Source organism: Kaistia sp. SLG-1 (assembly GCF_059699055.1).
The window spans coordinates 2,332,186-2,349,488 of the sequence record NZ_AP048544.1; the positions used below are offsets into that span (position 1 = coordinate 2,332,186).

General features: G+C 66.6%; 15 protein-coding genes. 14 read left to right on the top strand and 1 reads right to left on the bottom strand.

The window, feature by feature from the left end:
* Positions 1-71: 71 nt before the first annotated feature.
* Positions 72-1,277 carry a diaminopropionate ammonia-lyase gene (locus tag AC6HZP_RS10500; protein ID WP_497526507.1) on the bottom strand — a complete coding sequence of 402 codons (1,206 nt, stop codon included), beginning with the start codon at positions 1,275-1,277 and terminating at the stop codon, positions 72-74.
* An 806-nt stretch (positions 1,278-2,083) separates the two neighbouring features.
* Between AC6HZP_RS10500 and AC6HZP_RS10505 the strand changes: the two genes are divergently transcribed.
* From AC6HZP_RS10505 to AC6HZP_RS10570, 14 genes are all read left to right on the top strand, one after another.
* Positions 2,084-2,956, top strand: a complete 873-nt coding sequence (locus AC6HZP_RS10505) for a branched-chain amino acid ABC transporter permease (protein ID WP_201403505.1) — start codon at positions 2,084-2,086, stop codon at positions 2,954-2,956.
* Complete coding sequence (locus AC6HZP_RS10510) at positions 2,953-3,999, top strand: branched-chain amino acid ABC transporter permease (protein ID WP_497526508.1); 1,047 nt, start codon at positions 2,953-2,955, stop codon at positions 3,997-3,999. Before AC6HZP_RS10505 ends, AC6HZP_RS10510 begins: the two co-directional genes overlap by 4 nt.
* On the top strand, positions 3,996-4,793 hold the full coding sequence (locus AC6HZP_RS10515; RefSeq protein ID WP_497526509.1) for an ABC transporter ATP-binding protein: 798 nt from the start codon (positions 3,996-3,998) through the stop codon (positions 4,791-4,793). Before AC6HZP_RS10510 ends, AC6HZP_RS10515 begins: the two co-directional genes overlap by 4 nt.
* The gene (locus AC6HZP_RS10520) at positions 4,786-5,505 is read left to right on the top strand and encodes an ABC transporter ATP-binding protein (protein ID WP_497526510.1); all 720 of its coding nucleotides are present in this window, start codon (positions 4,786-4,788) and stop codon (positions 5,503-5,505) included. Before AC6HZP_RS10515 ends, AC6HZP_RS10520 begins: the two co-directional genes overlap by 8 nt.
* A 258-nt stretch (positions 5,506-5,763) precedes the next feature.
* Complete coding sequence (gene npdG, locus AC6HZP_RS10525; protein WP_497526511.1) at positions 5,764-6,429, top strand: NADPH-dependent F420 reductase; 666 nt, start codon at positions 5,764-5,766, stop codon at positions 6,427-6,429.
* A gap of 4 nt (positions 6,430-6,433) precedes the next feature.
* On the top strand, positions 6,434-7,201 hold the full coding sequence (cofE, locus tag AC6HZP_RS10530; protein WP_497526512.1) for a coenzyme F420-0:L-glutamate ligase: 768 nt from the start codon (positions 6,434-6,436) through the stop codon (positions 7,199-7,201).
* A complete protein-coding gene (cofD, locus tag AC6HZP_RS10535) occupies positions 7,198-8,190 on the top strand; it encodes a 2-phospho-L-lactate transferase (RefSeq protein ID WP_497526513.1) in 993 nt (330 codons plus the stop codon). The genes cofE and cofD overlap by 4 nt, the downstream gene beginning before the upstream one ends.
* Positions 8,187-8,867, top strand: a complete 681-nt coding sequence (gene cofC, locus AC6HZP_RS10540) for a 2-phospho-L-lactate guanylyltransferase (RefSeq protein ID WP_497526514.1) — start codon at positions 8,187-8,189, stop codon at positions 8,865-8,867. Before cofD ends, cofC begins: the two co-directional genes overlap by 4 nt.
* Positions 8,864-11,275: a 5-amino-6-(D-ribitylamino)uracil--L-tyrosine 4-hydroxyphenyl transferase CofH gene (gene cofH, locus AC6HZP_RS10545; RefSeq protein ID WP_497526515.1), complete on the top strand. Its 2,412-nt coding sequence runs from the start codon at positions 8,864-8,866 to the stop codon at positions 11,273-11,275. The genes cofC and cofH overlap by 4 nt, the downstream gene beginning before the upstream one ends.
* Positions 11,276-11,407: 132 nt before the next feature.
* Positions 11,408-12,910, top strand: coding sequence for a pyridoxal-phosphate dependent enzyme (locus AC6HZP_RS10550; protein WP_497526516.1), 1,503 nt, complete (start codon positions 11,408-11,410; stop codon positions 12,908-12,910).
* A 37-nt stretch (positions 12,911-12,947) separates the two neighbouring features.
* Positions 12,948-13,913: a CoA transferase subunit A gene (locus tag AC6HZP_RS10555; protein WP_497526517.1), complete on the top strand. Its 966-nt coding sequence runs from the start codon at positions 12,948-12,950 to the stop codon at positions 13,911-13,913.
* A complete protein-coding gene (locus tag AC6HZP_RS10560) occupies positions 13,906-14,673 on the top strand; it encodes a CoA-transferase subunit beta (protein WP_497526518.1) in 768 nt (255 codons plus the stop codon). The genes AC6HZP_RS10555 and AC6HZP_RS10560 overlap by 8 nt, the downstream gene beginning before the upstream one ends.
* Before the next feature lie 21 nt (positions 14,674-14,694).
* Entirely contained in the window at positions 14,695-15,678 is a 984-nt protein-coding gene (locus AC6HZP_RS10565; RefSeq protein ID WP_497526519.1) for an LLM class flavin-dependent oxidoreductase, read from the top strand.
* A 92-nt stretch (positions 15,679-15,770) separates the two neighbouring features.
* A complete protein-coding gene (locus tag AC6HZP_RS10570) occupies positions 15,771-17,054 on the top strand; it encodes an ArgE/DapE family deacylase (protein ID WP_201403518.1) in 1,284 nt (427 codons plus the stop codon).
* The last annotated feature ends 249 nt before the right edge of the window (positions 17,055-17,303 follow it).

The following is a 17,303-nucleotide window of genomic DNA, read 5'->3' on the forward strand; positions in this document are numbered from 1 at the left end:
CCTACGAAAGTGCGAAATCCCGGTCGCAAGCGGCCGGGATTTCGTGCATTTGGGGCCGTGGTAGCCTGGAGCTAGGCCGGAACGGTATCCCGCTTCAGAACCGCCTCCGGCGACAGGCCGACCAGCGTCTCGTAGAGCTCGGGATCGGTGGCGCCCTCGGTGTTGATGAGGAAGACGCGGGCATCCGGGCCGAGGCCGATCGAGGCGCGCAGCGCCGGATCGGCCGCCACCCTGACCAGTCCGGCAAGCCCGGCGCCGCCGCTTTCGCCCGCGACGATCGCCGGATCCCCGCCCTTCGGCCGCGCCAGCCGGTTCATCACGGCGATCGCGTCGCCCTCGTCGACGGTCATGAACGCGTCGGCCAGACGCGACAGGATGCGCCAGGCGACCATGGACGGCTCGTAGCATTCGAGCATCGCCATCACGGTCGCCTCGCCATGCGCGACCTTGACCGCGTGCCCGGCGCGGGCGCTTTCGAACAGGCAGGCGGCGCGGGCTGGGTCGACGACGGTGAAGAACGGGCGGTTCTCGCCGAAAACGATGGAGAAATAGCCCGAGACGGCGGCGGCGACGCCGCCGACGCCGGCCTGCACGAAGACATGCGTCGGCGGCTCCGGCAGCGCTTCCAGCGCTTCGCGCAGCAGCGCCGTGTAGCCCTGCATGACGAGGCCGGGAATGCGCTCATAGCCGGGCCAGGACGTGTCGGAAACGACGGTCCAGCCTTCGGCGGACGCCCGGCGCGAGGCTTCGGCGACGCTGTCGTCATAGTTGCCGTCGACGCGGATCATCTCGGCGCCATAGCGGGCGATGGCCGCGATGCGCTCGCTGCTGACCCCTGAATGGACGAAGATCGCCGCGCGGGCGCCGACCAATTGCGCGCCTTGCGCGACCGAACGGCCGTGATTGCCGTCGGTGGCGCAGGCGACCGTCATCGTGGCGGCGACAGCGCGAACCTCGGGCGTCTGCAGTTCGGCGACGTCGACGGTCCGGCCCAGCCGGCGCGAGGCTTCCTCCAGCACCAGGCGGATCACGGCATAGGAGCCGCCGAGCGCCTTGAAGCTGCCGAGCCCCAGCCGCGAGGCCTCGTCCTTGATATGGATGGCGCCGACGCCGAGCTCCTTGGCGAGGTGGGGCAGGGCGACCAGCGGCGTCGGCTGATGGTTGTCGCGATACGAGAGGAAGCGCTCGACCTCCCTGGCGGCGTCGACGCTCAGCGTCTCGGCGTCGACGGCATCGAGCGGCTTTCGATGGTCGGGATGCGTGTTCAGGATGAGCAAGCTGGTTTACTCCCGAAGCTGAAGAAGGACGAATTGGTGTAGTCCGTAGAGATTATCCCATCGACCCCGAGAGATTTCCGTGATTTGCGGGCGCCGGATGCAATTCTGTTTCATCTTGGGCGGGTTTGATGAGAGGATCGCTCAGGGGGCGATCTTGAGCGACGCGCCTTTGAAAGCCGGCTCGGCGCGGTCCGCGATGAGCGATAGGGACTTTCGCGAGACCTCGCGGGGCTTTGCTGAAGGGGCAATCTCGCGTTGGGGCAGGCGCGAGAAAGCGTTGCCGAACAAGGGGCGTGGTGGACCCGAGCGCGCCGCCGGCCCGGTCGCGGCCCTCGCCGGGGCAGGGCGTGGGATCGCGGCCGTTCAGCCCGCGAACGGCTCACGCGCGACGAGCGCGGAACCATGCGGCGCCAACCAAGCCCGGCTCCCATCCCGAACCCCAGTCTCATTGTCATTCTAATAATGAGATGATAGAAAGAATAATCAGTCCTGATGGCGGCAAACGTCGCCGGAAGGCCGGAAGTCGTCGTCTTGAAGCGGGGGGAGACTGCTTCGGGGCGACGTCCGGACGAGCTGCTGAACAGCGGTGGAGGGCGATGGTGAATGGCTGACTCTGTGTAGGGCGACGGCTGCGCGAGCGTCGTGCGACCCGTGAGCATGTTCATGCAGGCTTTTCCGGCCTCGGCGCGCCCCGCGCCGGCGGAGGCTTTCATGTCGTGCCGCCGGTTCGTCGGAACGCTTCCGGAAGCCTTGCTCCACACATCGGGCAGACCAGGATCCAATCGCCATTTGGGTGAGGAACAGTCTTGGATCAGCTATCACAGCATTTAGTCAATGCGCTTATCATGGGCGGCACCTATGCTTTGCTAGGCATTGGCCTGACCCTGATATTCGGCATCATGCGTATCGTGAATTTTACGCATGGAGAGCTGTATGCGCTCGGCGCATACATGATGTACTTCTTCGCGACCGTGCTGGGGCTGAACTTCTTCGTGGCGATCGCCTTCGCCATCGTGGCCGGCATGGCGGTGGGCTCGGCGATCGAATTCACGCTGCTCAGGCCCAAACGCGGCGCCGACATCGACACGACCATGCTGCTGATGATCGGCGCCTGGATCGTGATGCAGAATGCCGAGCACCTGATCTGGGGCGGCATCGCCAAGTCCATCCCGTCGCCGCTGCCGGAAGCGCCGCTCGTCATCGGGCCGGTGTCGATCTCCTGGCTGCGCGTCATGGTGCTGATCGTCTCGGTCGTGCTGATCGCGGGCACCTATTTCCTCATCAACCGCACCAAGCTCGGCAAGGCGATGCGGGCGACCTTCCAGGACGGCGGCACGGCCGCGCTGATGGGCGTCAACGTCAACGCGATCTACACGACCACCTTCGCGCTCGGCTCCGGCCTGGGTGCGGCGGCGGGCGCGCTGCTCGGCCCGGTCTTCGTCGTCACGCCGACCATGGGCGACCTCGCCTCGCTGAAGGCCTTCGCCATCGTCATCCTGGGCGGCCTCGGCAACATCACCGGCGCTGCGATCGGCGGCTTCATGCTCGCCGTCGCCGAGGAAATCGGCGCTGGCTACATCTCGTCCGGCTACCGCGACGCCATGGGCTTCCTGATCATCATCATCGTTCTTCTCTTCAAGCCCACGGGCCTGTTCGCACGTTCGGAGCGCATCGGATGAAACGACTGCTTCCCTACATCGCCGTCGCGTTCTTTGCCTCGGTGCCGCTCTGGCTGCAGGACCAGTATTTCCTGCACACCCTGGTCGTGACCGGTATCTTCGTGATCGCCGCCATGAGCCTGAACCTGCTGCTCGGCTACACCGGGCAGCTCAGCCTCGGCCATGTCGCCTTCTTCGGCATCGGCGCCTATGTCAGCGCGCTCACCTCGCTCGGCTTCAGCGTGGAGATCTTCGGCCTGCAGATCACGCATGAGCCGTGGCCGGCCGTGGTCGGCGTGCTGTTCGGCACGATCGTGGCCGGGCTCTGCGGCTATGTGATCGGCAAGCTCGCCTTCCGCGTCCGCGGCGCCTATTTCGTGATCGTCACGATCTCCTTCGCCGAGGTGGTGCGCCTCGTCTCGCTGAACTGGGTCGAGCTCACCAACGGCCCGCTGGCGCTGCCCGGCATTCCGCCGCTGACGCTTGGTTTCGAGTGGACCGGCTATGCGACGCTCTGGGGCAAGGCGCAGAACTACTACGTTGTGCTCGCGACCATCGTCCTCGCCTATATCCTCATCCAGCGGCTGGTCTATTCGCCCTATGGCCGCGCTATGATCGCGCTGCGCGAGAATGAGACGCTCGCCGTCTCGGTCGGCATAAGCGTGACGAAGTACCTGGTGCTCGCGGCCGTGCTGTCCGGCGCCATGGCCGGCGTCGCCGGCGGCCTCTACGCCCACTACATCCAGATCATCGACCCGATGATCTTCATGTTCCTCAACACCGTGACGATGGTGATCATGGTCATCACCGGCGGCAAGGGCACGCTCGCCGGGCCGCTGGTCGGCGGCCTGATCTTCGGCATCGCGCCGGTTGTCCTGCGCTCCTATGTCGGCCCCGAGGTGCAGTGGATCCTCTACGGCCTGCTGATGATCCTCATCGTCTTCGTCCTGCCGGAGGGCATCGTCCCGGCGATCGAGCGCTGGTTCACCCGCAAGCCCGGGAGCGCCTCCGCCGGCAAGCCGGCCGGCCTCGTCCTTGAATCGAGCAAGGGAGCGCGTTCATGACCGTCGCTGCAACGAGTTCCTCGCAGCCGATCCTCGCCATCGAGCATGTCGCGGTGCATTTCGGCGGCCTGATCGCCATCTCCGACATGAACTTCGTCGTCAACGAGGGCGAGCTGGTCAGCCTGATCGGCCCGAACGGCGCCGGCAAGACGACGGCGTTCAACGTCATCACCGGCTTCCTGAAGCCGACCAAGGGGCAGGTGACCTTCAAGGGCCAGTCGCTGAACGGGCTGAAGCCGCACGAGGTCACCTCGCTCGGCCTCGTCCGCACCTTCCAGCGCACCAGCGTGTTCGAGAAGATCTCGGTCTTCGACAATGTGCGGATCGGCCTGCATCGGCGCACTAGCGCGAGCCTCTTCGGCACGATCTTCGGCCTGCCGCGCGAACGCCGCCAGGAAGCGGCGCTGCGCGAGGAGGCCTGGGAAATACTGCGCCTCGTCGGCATTGAGCATCAGGCGGACGAGCTCGGCGGCAGTCTGCCCTATGGCGACCAGCGCCTGCTCGGCGTGGCGCTGGCTCTCGCCGCCAATCCGTCGGCGCTGCTTCTGGACGAGCCCGTATCCGGCATGAACGCCTCGGAGACCGGCCGTTTCGTCGCCCTGCTCAACAAGTTGCGCGCCAACGGCAAGACCATCCTGCTCGTCGAGCACGACATGCCGATGGTGATGGGCGTGTCCGACCGCATCGTGGTGCTGAACTACGGCCGGATCATCGCCAACGGCACGCCGAAGGAGATCCAGAACGATCCGGACGTCATCCAGGCTTATCTGGGGCAGGGAGTGAAGCATGCTTGAGATCTCGAACCTGGTCTGCCGATACGGCAAGGTCACCGCGCTCAAGGGCATCTCGCTCAAGGTCCCGGCCAAGCAGCTCGTGGTGCTGGTCGGTGCGAACGGCGCCGGCAAGAGCACGACGCTGCGCGCCATCTCCGGCCTCGTGCCGGCGGCGAGCGGCAGGATCACCTTCGACGGGCAGGACATCACCGGCATGTCGGCCGGGCGCATCCTGTCGCTCGGCATCGCGCATTGTCCCGAGGGACGGCGCGTCTTCAGCCAGATGACCGTGCTCGAGAACCTCGAGATGGGCTGCTATCTGCGCTCCGACAGCAAGGGCATCGCCTCCGATCTCGACCACATCTTCGGCCTGTTCCCGCGTCTCGCGGAGCGGCGCAAACAGGTCGCGGGCACGCTGTCGGGCGGCGAGCAGCAGATGCTCGCCATCGGCCGCGCCATGATGTCGAGGCCGAAGCTGATCATGTTCGACGAGCCGTCGCTCGGCCTCGCGCCGAATATCGTCGCGCAGACCTTCGACATCATCCAGGGCATCCGCGAATCCGGCACGACCGTGCTGATGGTCGAGCAGAACGCCTATGCCGCGCTCGACATGTGCAACTACGCCTATCTGCTCGAGGCGGGCACGATGGCGCTGGAAGGGCCGGGCGAGACGCTGATCAGCGACCCGCATGTGCGCGAGGCCTATCTCGGCGCTGGTCTCGCCCACGCCTGAGGCCGGGCTCGCCATCCATTTTCCGCAGCATCCCGAAGCCGGTCGCGCCCAGCGCGGCCGGCTTTGCCGTTTCCGGCCCTCGTTCCGGACGTCTCGGCCAGCCGGCAGCCCGTGTGAATGATGTTGTCTTATCTTTCTATTGATAGTATGACTCTTACATGGTGAAAGCCGAGGGGGATGGGCGCAGGGCTCGCGAGCGAGCCGAGCCCCGGCCTCCGAAAAGGCAGCCTCAACGCGAGCATTTCAGGCAGGGATCACATGTCCGATACGTCGAAGCCGGTCATTGGCATCATCGGGGGAACCGGCGACCTCGGTTCGGGGCTGGCCAAGTGCTGGGCCGCCGCCGGCTATCGGGTGCTGATCGGCTCGCGCTCGCGCGACAAGGCCGTGGCGCTGGCGCCCGAGCTGGGTGAGGGTGTCGAGGGCGAGGACAATGTCGGCGCCGCGCGCGCGGCCGACATCGTGATCCTCGCCGTGCCCTTCGCCAGCCACGACGCCACGCTCCACGAGATCCGCGACGTCGTGCAGGGCAAGATCGTCGTCGACGCCGCCGTGCCGCTGGTGCCGCCCAAGGTCTCGACGGTGCAGCTGCCGGAGGCCGGCTCGGCCGCGAAGATCGCCCAGGCGATCCTCGGCGAGAATGTCCGCGTCGTCTCCGCCTTCCACAATGTCGGAGCCACCAAGCTGCATGCCGGCGGCAAGATCGATTGCGACGTGCTGGTGTTCAGTGATGACAAGGACGCGCGCAACGCCGTCATCGAGCTCGCCGGCGCGGTCGCCAATCGCGGTGTCGGCGGCGGCGTGCTCGCGAATTCCGCGGCGGCCGAGGCGCTGACCTCCGTGCTCATCTGGATCAACCGCACCTACAAGGTGCCGGGCGCCGGCATCGCCATTACCGGTCTCGAAGACGCCGTCCGGGCCTGATCCCATGCGCGCGGCGTCCGTTTCCCTGCACCCGCTAGCGGGCGTTCCGCTCGTCGAGCCGGGCGACGACCTGGCGGAGATCCTGATCGGGACGCTCCGCGACAACGGTCTCCAGCTGGTCGATGGCGATATCCTCGTCGTCGCCCAGAAGATCGTCTCGAAGGCGGACGGCCTCTATGTCGATCTCGACAGCGTCGAGCCGTCGGACAAGGCGCGGGAATTGGCCGGGAAGGTCGGCAAGGACCCGCGCCATGTCGAAGTGGTGCTCCGGGAGGCGGCCGAGATCGTCAAGGTCGGTCCGCATGTCATCGTCACGGCGCATCGCCTCGGCTTTGTCATGGCCAATTCCGGCATCGACGAGTCGAACATCAGCCACGACAAGGGAAGTCGTGTCCTGCTCCTGCCGCGCGATCCCGACGGGTCGGCGGCGCTGCTGAAGCAGCGGCTCGACGCGGCCTTCGGCGCGAAGATCGGGGTCGTGATCAATGACAGCTTCGGTCGCCCGTGGCGCAACGGCGTCGTCGGTGTCGCCATCGGAGCGGCCGGCGTCTCGTCGCTGGTCGACCGCGTCGGCAGTACCGACCTGTTCGGCCGCAAGCTGAAGGTCACCGAGATCGCCATGGCCGACGAACTGGCCTCCGCCGCCTCGCTGCTGATGGGGCAGGGCGATGAGGGCATCCCCGCCGTGCTGATCCGCGGCGTCCGTTCGCCGGCGCCGGAAACGCCGGCCAAGTCTCTGATCCGCAGTCGCGAGAGGGATATGTTCCGATGAGTGGCTTGTCTTCATCAGGATCGGGAAGGGGCCGCGTCGTCGCACTCTGCGGCGGCGTCGGCGGCGCCAAGCTGGCGCTGGGCCTCGCCCGTCAGGTTGGCTCGGATCTGACCATCGTCGTCAATACGGGCGACGATTTCGAGCATCTCGGCCTCGCCATCTCGCCGGATCTCGACACCGTCCTCTATACGCTCGGCGGCATCGCCAACAAGGAGCTCGGCTGGGGCCGCGCCGACGAGAGCTGGAACTTCATGCAGGCGCTCGGCCATCTCGGCGGCGAGACCTGGTTCCAGCTCGGCGACCGCGATCTCGCCCTGCATGTCGAGCGCACGCATCAGCTCCGCGCCGGCCGGTCGCTTACCGATTTCATGGCCAAGGCGGCGCGCGCGCACGGCATCGACGCGACCATCCTGCCGATGTCGGATGATCCGATCCGCACGACGCTCGCCACGTCGGAAGGCCAGCTGCCGTTCCAGCGCTATTTCGTCGAGCGGCGTTGCGCGCCGGAAGTGTTCGGCATCGCCTTCGGGGGCGCGGCGACGGCCCGACCATCGGAACCGGTCGTAGAGGCGCTCGCCGATCCGGACCTGCGCGCCATCGTCATCTGCCCGTCCAATCCCTTCCTCAGCATCGATCCGATCCTCGCGGCGCCGGGCATCCGCGCGCTGCTGCAGCAGGCGAGCGCTCCGGTCGTTGCGGTCTCGCCGATTATCGGCGGTGCGGCGGTGAAGGGACCGACGGCGAAGATCATGGCCGAGCTCGGCGTGCCGGCGACCTCGCGCGCCATCGCGCAGCACTATGACGGCCTGCTCGATGGCCTCGTCATCGACACGGTCGACGCGGGCGAGCGCGACGAAATCGGCCTGCCGGTGCATGTCATGCCGACGCTGATGAAGAGCGACGCCGACCGCGAGCATCTCGCTCGCGAAGTGCTGGCCTTCGCCGACAGCCTGGCTGAGGCCAGCCAGCCCGTGGCGGCGGCGTCATGATCTGGGCGCTTATTCCCGTCAAGCGGCTGGGCGCCGCGAAGTCGCGCCTCGCGCCGGTCCTCGACAGCGCGGAGCGCGGGCGGCTCGCCAAGGCGATGCTCCGCGATGTCCTCGACACGCTCGGCCGCGTCAGTGCGCTCGCCGGCATTCTCGTCGTGACGGATGACGCCGAGGTCGCGGCCATCGCCGCCGGTCACGGCGCGACCGTGATCGGCGATCCGCCGGAGCCGGGGTTCAACGCCGCCGTGCTGCACGGCATGCATTGGCTCGATGCCCGCCCGAAGGCCGGCGCGCTCGTGGTTCCGGGCGATATCCCGCTGGTGAGCGTCGAGGAGATCGAGGCCGTGCTGGACGCGACGCGCGCCAGTCCGGTCGTCATCGTCCCGGCGACGCGTGACGGCGGCACCAACATGCTGGCGATCGCGCCGCCTCTGCTGATGTCGCCGGCCTTCGGTCCCGACAGCTTCGCCCGCCACGTCGCCGCCGCGCAGGCGCTTGGTATCACGCCCGCCATCCTCCGGCTCGAGGGCGTTGGCCATGACGTCGACGTCGCCGCCGACCTCGTTCTCGATCCGGAGAGCGCCGCCGCGTCGCGCACGCGCGCTCTCATCCGTCAGCTGCGCGGCGACCCCGGTCCCGCCGTCGCCGGTTCTTTCAAGGAGGCAGTTTTGCCATGAGCATCCAGACGCTTCTCGCCGACTTTGCCCATGACCGCCGGCTGACGCGCGCCGAAGCCCTCGGCCTCGTCGATATGGATGACCTGTCGCCGCTGCTTCGCGCCGCCTCGGCCCGGCGCGATTTCGCCCATGGCGACCAGGTCTCTTATTCGCGAAAAGTCTTCATCCCGCTGACGCAGCTCTGCCGCGACGTCTGCCACTACTGCACCTTCGCTCATCCGCCGCGGAAGGGCGAGCGCGCCTTCCTGACGCGCGAGGAGGTGCTTGCGATCGCCGAGGCCGGCAAGCGCGCCGGCTGCAAGGAGGCGCTGTTCACGCTCGGCGACAAGCCGGAGCTGCGCTACAAGATCGCCCGCGAGGAGCTCGCCGCGCTCGGCCACGAGACGACGATCTCCTATCTCGTCGAAATGGCGGCCATGGTGCTGAAGGAAACCGGCCTGCTGCCGCACGCCAATCCCGGTCTCCTGACCGATGCCGATCTCGACGCGCTCCGCCAGGTCTCGATCTCGCAGGGCATCATGGTCGAGAGCACGTCGGAGCGGCTCTGCGCCAAGGGCGGCGCGCATTACGGCTCGCCGGACAAGCTGCCGGCGGCGCGCCTCGATACGATCCGCCGCGCCGGCGAGCGCGCCGTGCCGTTCACCTCAGGCATCCTGATCGGCATCGGCGAGACGCGGGAGGAGCGGATCGACTCGCTGCTGGCGCTGCGCGACCTCAACGACGCGCATGGCCATATCCAGGAGATCATCGTCCAGAATTTCCGGCCCAAGGCCGGCACCAAAATGGCTGATGTCGAGGCGCCGTCGGAGGAGGATCATCTCTGGACCATCGCGATCGCCCGGCTGCTGTTCGAGCCGGAGATGAACATCCAGGCGCCGCCCAATCTGAGCCCCGGCGCGCTGCCGCAGCTGGTCGCGGCCGGAATCAACGATTGGGGCGGCGTGTCGCCGGTAACGCCGGACCACGTCAATCCCGAGGCGCCCTGGCCGCATGTCCGCGAGCTCGCCGCCGCCACCGCCGAGGCCGGCAAGGACCTGACCGAGCGCCTCGCCATCTATCCGGCCCACGCGCGCCAACCGTATCGCTGGGTCGATCCGGCGCTCCGGACTGCGCTGTTCAACCTCGTCGACGGCGACGGCTGGCCGCGCGCTGATGGCTGGTGCCCGGGCCGCGCCGACCCACTGCCGGCGCGCGACGTGGCGCTGCTCACCGGTGGTGCGCCGGCGCGGATCGATGTCGGCCTCGAGATCATCCTCGACAAGGCGATGGCCGCGCAAAGGCTGTCGGAGAGCGAGATCGTGCGGCTGTTCCGGGCGCGGGGCGATGCCTTCACGGCGGTCTGCCAGGCGGCCGACGATCTCCGCCGTCGCGTGAATGGCGACATCGTCAGCTATGTCGTCACGCGCAACATCAACTACACCAATGTCTGCTACTACAAGTGCCAGTTCTGCGCCTTCTCGAAGGGGAAGATGAGCGAGAATCTGCGCGGCCGCCCCTATGATCTGGAGATGGCGGAAGTGGCGCAGCGGGTGCGCGAGGCGGCCGAGCGCGGCGCCTCCGAGGTCTGCATGCAGGGCGGCATCCACCCGTCCTATACCGGCCAGAAATACCTCGACCTCTGCGCCACGGTGAAATCAGCCGTGCCGGCCATGCACATGCATGCCTTCTCGCCGCTCGAGGTCTCGCAGGGTGCCAAGACGCTCGGCGTCCCGGTCGGCGAGTTCCTGCAGCGGCTGAAGGAGGCTGGTCTCAACACGCTCCCCGGCACCGCCGCCGAGATCCTCGACGACGAGGTGCGGGCGCTGCTCTGCGCCGACAAGGTCAAAACCGACGAGTGGCTCGACGTCATGCGCACCGCGCACGGCCTCGGCTTCCGCTCCACCGCGACGATCATGTTCGGCCATATCGAGCGCTACGAGCATTGGGCCCGCCATCTGATCCGCGTCCGCGACCTGCAGGCCGAGACTGGTGGCTTCACCGAATTCGTGCCGCTGCCCTTCGTCCACATGGAGGCGCCGATCTACCTGAAGGGCAAGTCGCGCCCCGGCCCGACCTTCCGCGAGACCGTGCTGATGCACGCCGTCGCCCGCCTCGCGCTGCATCCCCACATCACCAACATCCAGACCTCCTGGGTGAAGCTGGGGCCGGAGGGCGCGCGCCATTGCCTGAACGCCGGCGTCAACGATCTCGGCGGCACGCTGATGGACGAGAGCATCTCGCGCTCGGCCGGGGCCAGCCACGGCCAGGAAATGACGCCGCAGCGGATGGAGGAGATCATCCGCGCCGCCGGTCGCCTGCCACGTCAGCGCACGACGCTCTACGGCAACGCACCCGCCGGCCTGCTGGAGCGGTCCTTCGCCGCCTGCCAGCCGGCTCAGGACGCCCCGCAGCCCGCCTTCGCCAACTGAGACGCGGTCCTTCCACCGCGCCCTGGGCGCGGTGGAATATTCACGCCATGGGATAGTAGTACTAACATTAGTATGATAGCCTCTTTTGACCGTCGGCAGTGACGGTGAGCAGGGGGCGGGGAGCTTTCGGAAATGGCGGATGTCGTGGCGGGTCTCGTCGCCAGGCCAGAGATTATGGATGGGGAAGGGCGCCGCGCCGCCATCGAGCGGGCGCGCAGCCGGGGCATCGTGCTGCCGACCTTCGCCCAGCTTTCCGGCCAGGAACCGGTTCCCGCTCCTATCGAGGCGCGCCTCGCCGAGGTCGATCCCGACGCGCCCGCCGCTGAAAACCTCTGGCGCGTGCACTGGTACAACGCTGCCGACCGACGCGGCCGCGTCGACGTGCCGGCCCATGTCGTTCTGCCGCCGGCGCTGACCGGCGTCGCCGCGCCGATCGTCGTCCTGCTCGGTTCGCGCTTTCCGATGATCGGCGCGCACAAGGTGCTGCCGGCCTATGCCGGGCTGGTGACGCGCCTCGTGACGGGTGAGTTCGATCCCGACCGCAACCGCGCTGTCTGGCCGTCGACAGGCAATTATTGCCGGGGCGGCGTCGCGGTCTCGCGCATCCTCGGCTGCGACGGCATCGCCGTGCTGCCGGAGGGCATGAGCCGCGAGCGCTATGAATGGCTGGAGCGCTGGGTCGCCGACCCCGCGCACATCATCCGCACACCCGGCACCGAGAGCAACGTCAAGGAAATCTACGACAAGTGCCACGAACTGGCGGCGAGCGACGAGAACGTCATCCTCAACCAGTTCTCGGCCTTCTCGAACTACATGGCGCATTACGCCTGCACCGGCATCGCCTGCGAGCGGGTGTTCGCCGACGTGCAGGCGAAGCGCAGCGACGCGCGGCTTTCCGCCTTCGTCTCGGCGACCGGCTCGGCCGGCACGATCGCGGCCGGCGACCATCTGAAGGAAGTGTTTGGCACGCGGATCGCCGCCGTCGAGGCGCTCGAATGCCCGACCATGCTGGAGAACGGCTATGGCGAGCACAACATCCAGGGTATCGGCGACAAGCACATCCCGCTGATCCACAACATGATGAACACGGATTTCGTCATCGCGGTCTCGGACCGGGTCAGCGACAAGCTCAACCTCTTGTTCAACACGGATGCGGGCAGGTCCTATCTGGCCGCGCGGCCGGATCTCGACGGCGATCTCGTCGCTGCCTTCGCCGAGATCGGCATTTCCGGCCTCGCCAACATTGCCGCCTCGATCAAGCTGGCGCGCTACATGGACTACGGCCCCGACGACGTCGTCATGACGATCGCGACGGACAGCGCGCGGCTCTACGGCACCGAACTCGGCGGCGCCGAGCGCAAGTTCTATCCCGGCGGATTTTCCTCGGCCGATGCGGGCGGGATCTTCGCATCCTGCCTTACCGAACTCTCGGACGAGAACGTCCTCGAACTCGGCCAGCCGGGACGGCGGCGCGTCTTCAACCTCGGCTACTACACCTGGGTCGAGCAGCAGGGCGTCAACGTCGAGGATTTCGACAGCCGCCGGGAGCAGTCCTTCTGGAAGGACATCGCCGCGTCCGTGCCCGCCTGGGACCGGCTCATCACCGAATTCAACGCCGAAGTCGGCCTGAACTAGCAGAAGCGGCACTGGCCGCCAGCGGAAGGAGGAGCGTGTGCTGAACGCCCAGGTAGAGCCCTATCAGAGGCTCAGGGAGAATCTGTCCCAGCGCGACCGCAGTCTGCGCGAAAAGGTCATGACCTTGGAGGAGGCCGCCTCCTTCGTGCAGGACGGCATGAAGGTCGGCATCGGTGGTTCCACCATGTCGCGCACGCCGATGGCGATGATCTGGGAGCTGGTCCGCCAGCGCCGCAAGAACCTGTCCTGCTCGCGGGCCATAACCTCGACGGATGGCGACATCCTGTTCGGCTCCGGTGTCTCCGACCACATCATCACCAGCTGGTTCGCGCAGGGCATTCTCTGGGGCCTTTCCAAGGTCATGCGCCGCCATGTCGAGCAGGGCCTGGCCCGCTACGAGGAATGGAGCCACATGGCGGTCGGCATGCGCTTCCGCGCCGGCGGCATGGGTGTGCCGTTTTTGCCGATCCGCTCGATGCTGGGTTCCGGTGTCATGGATCAGCGCCCCGAGGCCAAGCCAATCGACTGCCCGTTCACGGGCGAGAAGCTGCTGCTGGTGCCGGCGCTCAACCCCGACGTCGCGCTGATCCATGTCCAGCGCTGCGACGCCTATGGCAACGCCCAGATCGACGGCCTGCAGTTCATGGACATCGACCTGGCGCTCGCCGCTAACCGCGTGATCCTGACGACGGAGCGCATCGTATCCAACGACCAGATCCGCCGCGCGCCCGACCAGACCAAGATCCCGTTCTTCTGCGTCGACGCGGTCGTCGAGGTTCCCTATGGCTCCGCGCCGCATGAATGCTTCGGCCTCTACGAGCCGATGCTGAAGCACATGGAAGCCTATGTCGGTCAGGTCAATTCCGACCCGGTCGAGGGCATGCGCGACTATCTCGAGCGCTACTTCTACGCGCCGAAATCCTGGAACGAATACCTCTCGCTGATTGGCATGGAGGAGGTCCTGGACGCGAGCCAGAAGGGGCGGAGCATCTACAATGACTGACACGACGCGCTACACCGCCGCCGAGATCCTCGCGATCCTGAGCGCCCGCCAGTTGAAGGACGGGCAGGTGGTCTTCGCCGGCGTCGGCACGCCGCTGCTGGCGGCGACGCTGGCGCAGCGCCTGCGCTGCCCGGGCCTCACCATCCTGTTCGAGGGCGGCGTCGTCGGCGCCTTCGTCGAGCCCGGCAAGCTGCCGCCCTCGACTAACGACCAGCGTTGCACCAAGCGCGCCAACATGGTGCTCGGCAGCGCCGACGTGCTGCTGCTCCTGCAGCGCGGCTATGTCGACATCGGCTTCATGGGTGGCGCCCAGATCGACCAGTTCGGCAATCTGAACTCGTCCTTCATCGGGGATCCGGCTGTGCCGAAGACGCGCCTGCCGGGAACCGGCGGCGGCAACGACATATCGAGCCTCACCAACATGATCGTGGCGATGAAGCACGAGAAGCGCCGCTTCGTCGAGAAGGTCGACTTCATCACCAGCCCCGGCTTCCTCCGCGGCGGCACCAGCCGCGCCGAGAGCGGCCTGCCGGCCGGCGGCATGTTCCGCGTCATCACCGAGCTCGCCGTCTTCGGCTTCGACGACACGACGCGCCGCATGAAGGTGCTAGCGCTCAATCCCGGCGTCAGCCGCGAGAACGTGCAGGACAATACCGGCTTCGACCTCGTCTTCGACGAGCAGATCGCGATCACCGAGCCGCCAACCGAACATGAACTGGAAACGCTCCGGTCGATCGACCCCGAGCGGATGTTCATCTGAGTTTTCATTGGGAGGAATTCAATGACTATGCTGTCCAAGACGTTCGGCATCGCCGCGCGCAACTTCGTCGCGTATCCGAACATGCCCGATGCCCGCGCGCTGGTCGATTATGGCGTCCGCGTCGAGGAGCTCGGCTATGACTCGGTGTGGGTCTGGGACCACATGCTGCTCGGCGTCGACCCGAACTTCCCGATCATCGACTCGCTGACCGCTCTGACCGGCATCGCCGCCCGCACAACCCGCATCAAGATGGGCACCGGCATTCTCGTCCTGCCGCTGCGCAACCCGGTCGCGCTGGCCAAGCAGCTCTCGTCGATGGACCAGCTGTCGAACGGCCGCATGGTCATGGGCATGGCCGCCGGCTGGTACAAGCGCGAGTTCGACGCCATGAGCCTGCCCTTCGGCAAGCGCGGCAAGATCATGGATCAGAACCTCGAGATCATTCGCCGGCTGTGGACCGAGGATCTCGTCACCGGCGACTACAAGATCGACGACGAGACCACAGGCGTGCAGCTGAACTACAAGCTGTCGAAGGCGGTGATGTATCCGAAGCCCGCGCAACCGCAGCTTCCGATCCTGATCGGCGGCTATGCCGATGCGGCGCTGAAGCGCGCGGGATCCACCGGCGACGGCTGGCTGACCTATTTCTACCGCGCCGAGGACTTCAAGAAGTCGTGGGACAAGGTGCTCGGCTTCGCCAAGGAAGCCGGTAAGGACCCGTCGAAGGTCATGAACGCCTCGCAGCTGCCGATCATGGTCGGCCCGTCCAAAGAGGCGGTGCATGACGACATGATGGATTGGCTCAACAAGGAATGGGACTTCCCCGAGCACAGCGACTGTACCCGCGAGAGCGCCATCATGGGCTCGGTCGACGAGTGCGTCGAGCAGCTCCGCGCCCATATCGACGCCGGCGTCCAGAAGATCATCTTCGTCCCCTACAAGTACCAGACGGACCAGATCGAGACGATCGCCCGCGAGATCATTCCGCGTCTGAAGGCGCTCTGAGCCTCCGAGCTTAGGCCCGCGCCGTCTCCGGAGGGGAGGCGGCGCGGCCTCTCGCCGCCGAAACACCATCCAGAAGCAATCCGGAACGTCTCATGACCGATCCCAACCGCCAGAAAATCATCGACGCGATCGACGCCAACCGCGACCCGGCGATCCGCTTCCTGCAGGACATGGTCGCCATTCCGAGCGTCACCGGCGACGAGGCCGCGATCCAGGAGTTCGTCTCCGGCTACATGACCGGCATCGGCCTCGACGTCGACATGTGGGAGACGGACTGGGAAGAGCTGAAGAAGCATCCGGGCTACCGTCCGGTCGATCGCGGCTATGAGGGTCGCCCCAACATCGTCGCCACCCGCAAGGGCACCGGCGGCGGCCGCTCGCTGCTGCTGAACGGCCATACCGACGTCATCCCTGTCGGCAATGGCGAGGGCTGGAGCGATGATCCGTGGTCGGCCGCCATCAAGGATGGCCGCATCTATGGCCGCGGCTCCTGCGACATGAAGAGCGGCGTCGCCAGCCACATCCTGGCGGTCCAGTATCTGAAGGAAGCCGGCATCGATCTGAAGGGCGACGTCTACATCAACGTCGTCATCGACGAGGAGGTGTCGGGCCACGGCACGCTCGATACCGTCATCCGCGGCTACACCGCCGACGCCGGCATCTCGGGCGAGACCAGCGATCTCGCCGTCCAGCCTGCCTGCATCGGTCGCATCTGGTTCCAGATCGACGTGCAGGGCAAGCCGGCCGGCATCCAGCAGCGCTATATGGGCATCAGCGCCATCGAGCTCGGCAACAAGGTCGTCAAGGCCGTGCAGGAGCTGGAGGATCACCGCGTCGCGACGGTCAAGCATCCGCTCTATCCGAGCGCGCTCGACTCGCTGCCTTGCATCATCGGCTCGTTCCAGGCCGGTAACTATCCGAGCGCCTTCCCGGCCAGCGCCGTGCTCAAGGGCAGCATTGGCACCGTGCCGGGCGAGGACCATGAAGGCGTCAAGCAGAGCCTCGTCGACAAGATCGCCGAGATGGCGAAGAACGATCCCTGGATGAAGGACCATCCGCCGGTCGTCCGCTTCGTCGGCTATGACGCGCAGGCGTCCGAGATCCCGCGCGACCACGGCATCGTCGAGACGGTGTGCCGAACCTATACCGAGGTGACGGGCAAGACGCCGGTGATCAGCGGCCGCCAGGGCGCCGCGGATACCCGCTTCCTGAACGAATATGGCCACACGCCGACCGTGATCTTCGGACCGGGCTCGACGGCGGTCATGCATGCCAATGACGAATATGTCTCGATCGACGATTACCTTACCTCGATCAAGGTGATGGCGCTCAGCATCTATGACTGGTGCAATAGCGAGCCGATCGCGAAGGCCTGACGGCCGCCGACCCGCAGCGGCTCGAGGAGGGGAAGAGGCATCGCCTGGCGATGCCTCTTTTTTTGCGCGTGACTCGCCCCTGGGTTGCGCCCTGAGGCGGCGAATAATTTCGGCATCAATAGTTTCTATCTTACTATAAATAGGTTGATTATGAATCGCGTCGGGCGCAGTGTGGGCTCGATGTCAGGGCAAATGACCGTGGGGGCACGCTGTCGGCTCTGCCGTCTTGCCAGTTCAGGAGACGAGGCC

Coding starts and splice junctions, on each gene's coding strand:
- AC6HZP_RS10515 (WP_497526509.1), top strand. CDS start 3,996: ATGACCGTCGCTGCAACGAGTTCCTCGCAGCCGATCCTCGCCATCGAG.
- AC6HZP_RS10570 (WP_201403518.1), top strand. CDS start 15,771: ATGACCGATCCCAACCGCCAGAAAATCATCGACGCGATCGACGCCAAC.
- AC6HZP_RS10550 (WP_497526516.1), top strand. CDS start 11,408: ATGGCGGATGTCGTGGCGGGTCTCGTCGCCAGGCCAGAGATTATGGAT.
- cofC (WP_497526514.1), top strand. CDS start 8,187: ATGATCTGGGCGCTTATTCCCGTCAAGCGGCTGGGCGCCGCGAAGTCG.
- cofD (WP_497526513.1), top strand. CDS start 7,198: ATGAGTGGCTTGTCTTCATCAGGATCGGGAAGGGGCCGCGTCGTCGCA.
- AC6HZP_RS10560 (WP_497526518.1), top strand. CDS start 13,906: ATGACTGACACGACGCGCTACACCGCCGCCGAGATCCTCGCGATCCTG.
- AC6HZP_RS10565 (WP_497526519.1), top strand. CDS start 14,695: ATGACTATGCTGTCCAAGACGTTCGGCATCGCCGCGCGCAACTTCGTC.
- cofH (WP_497526515.1), top strand. CDS start 8,864: ATGAGCATCCAGACGCTTCTCGCCGACTTTGCCCATGACCGCCGGCTG.
- cofE (WP_497526512.1), top strand. CDS start 6,434: ATGCGCGCGGCGTCCGTTTCCCTGCACCCGCTAGCGGGCGTTCCGCTC.
- npdG (WP_497526511.1), top strand. CDS start 5,764: ATGTCCGATACGTCGAAGCCGGTCATTGGCATCATCGGGGGAACCGGC.
- AC6HZP_RS10520 (WP_497526510.1), top strand. CDS start 4,786: ATGCTTGAGATCTCGAACCTGGTCTGCCGATACGGCAAGGTCACCGCG.
- AC6HZP_RS10510 (WP_497526508.1), top strand. CDS start 2,953: ATGAAACGACTGCTTCCCTACATCGCCGTCGCGTTCTTTGCCTCGGTG.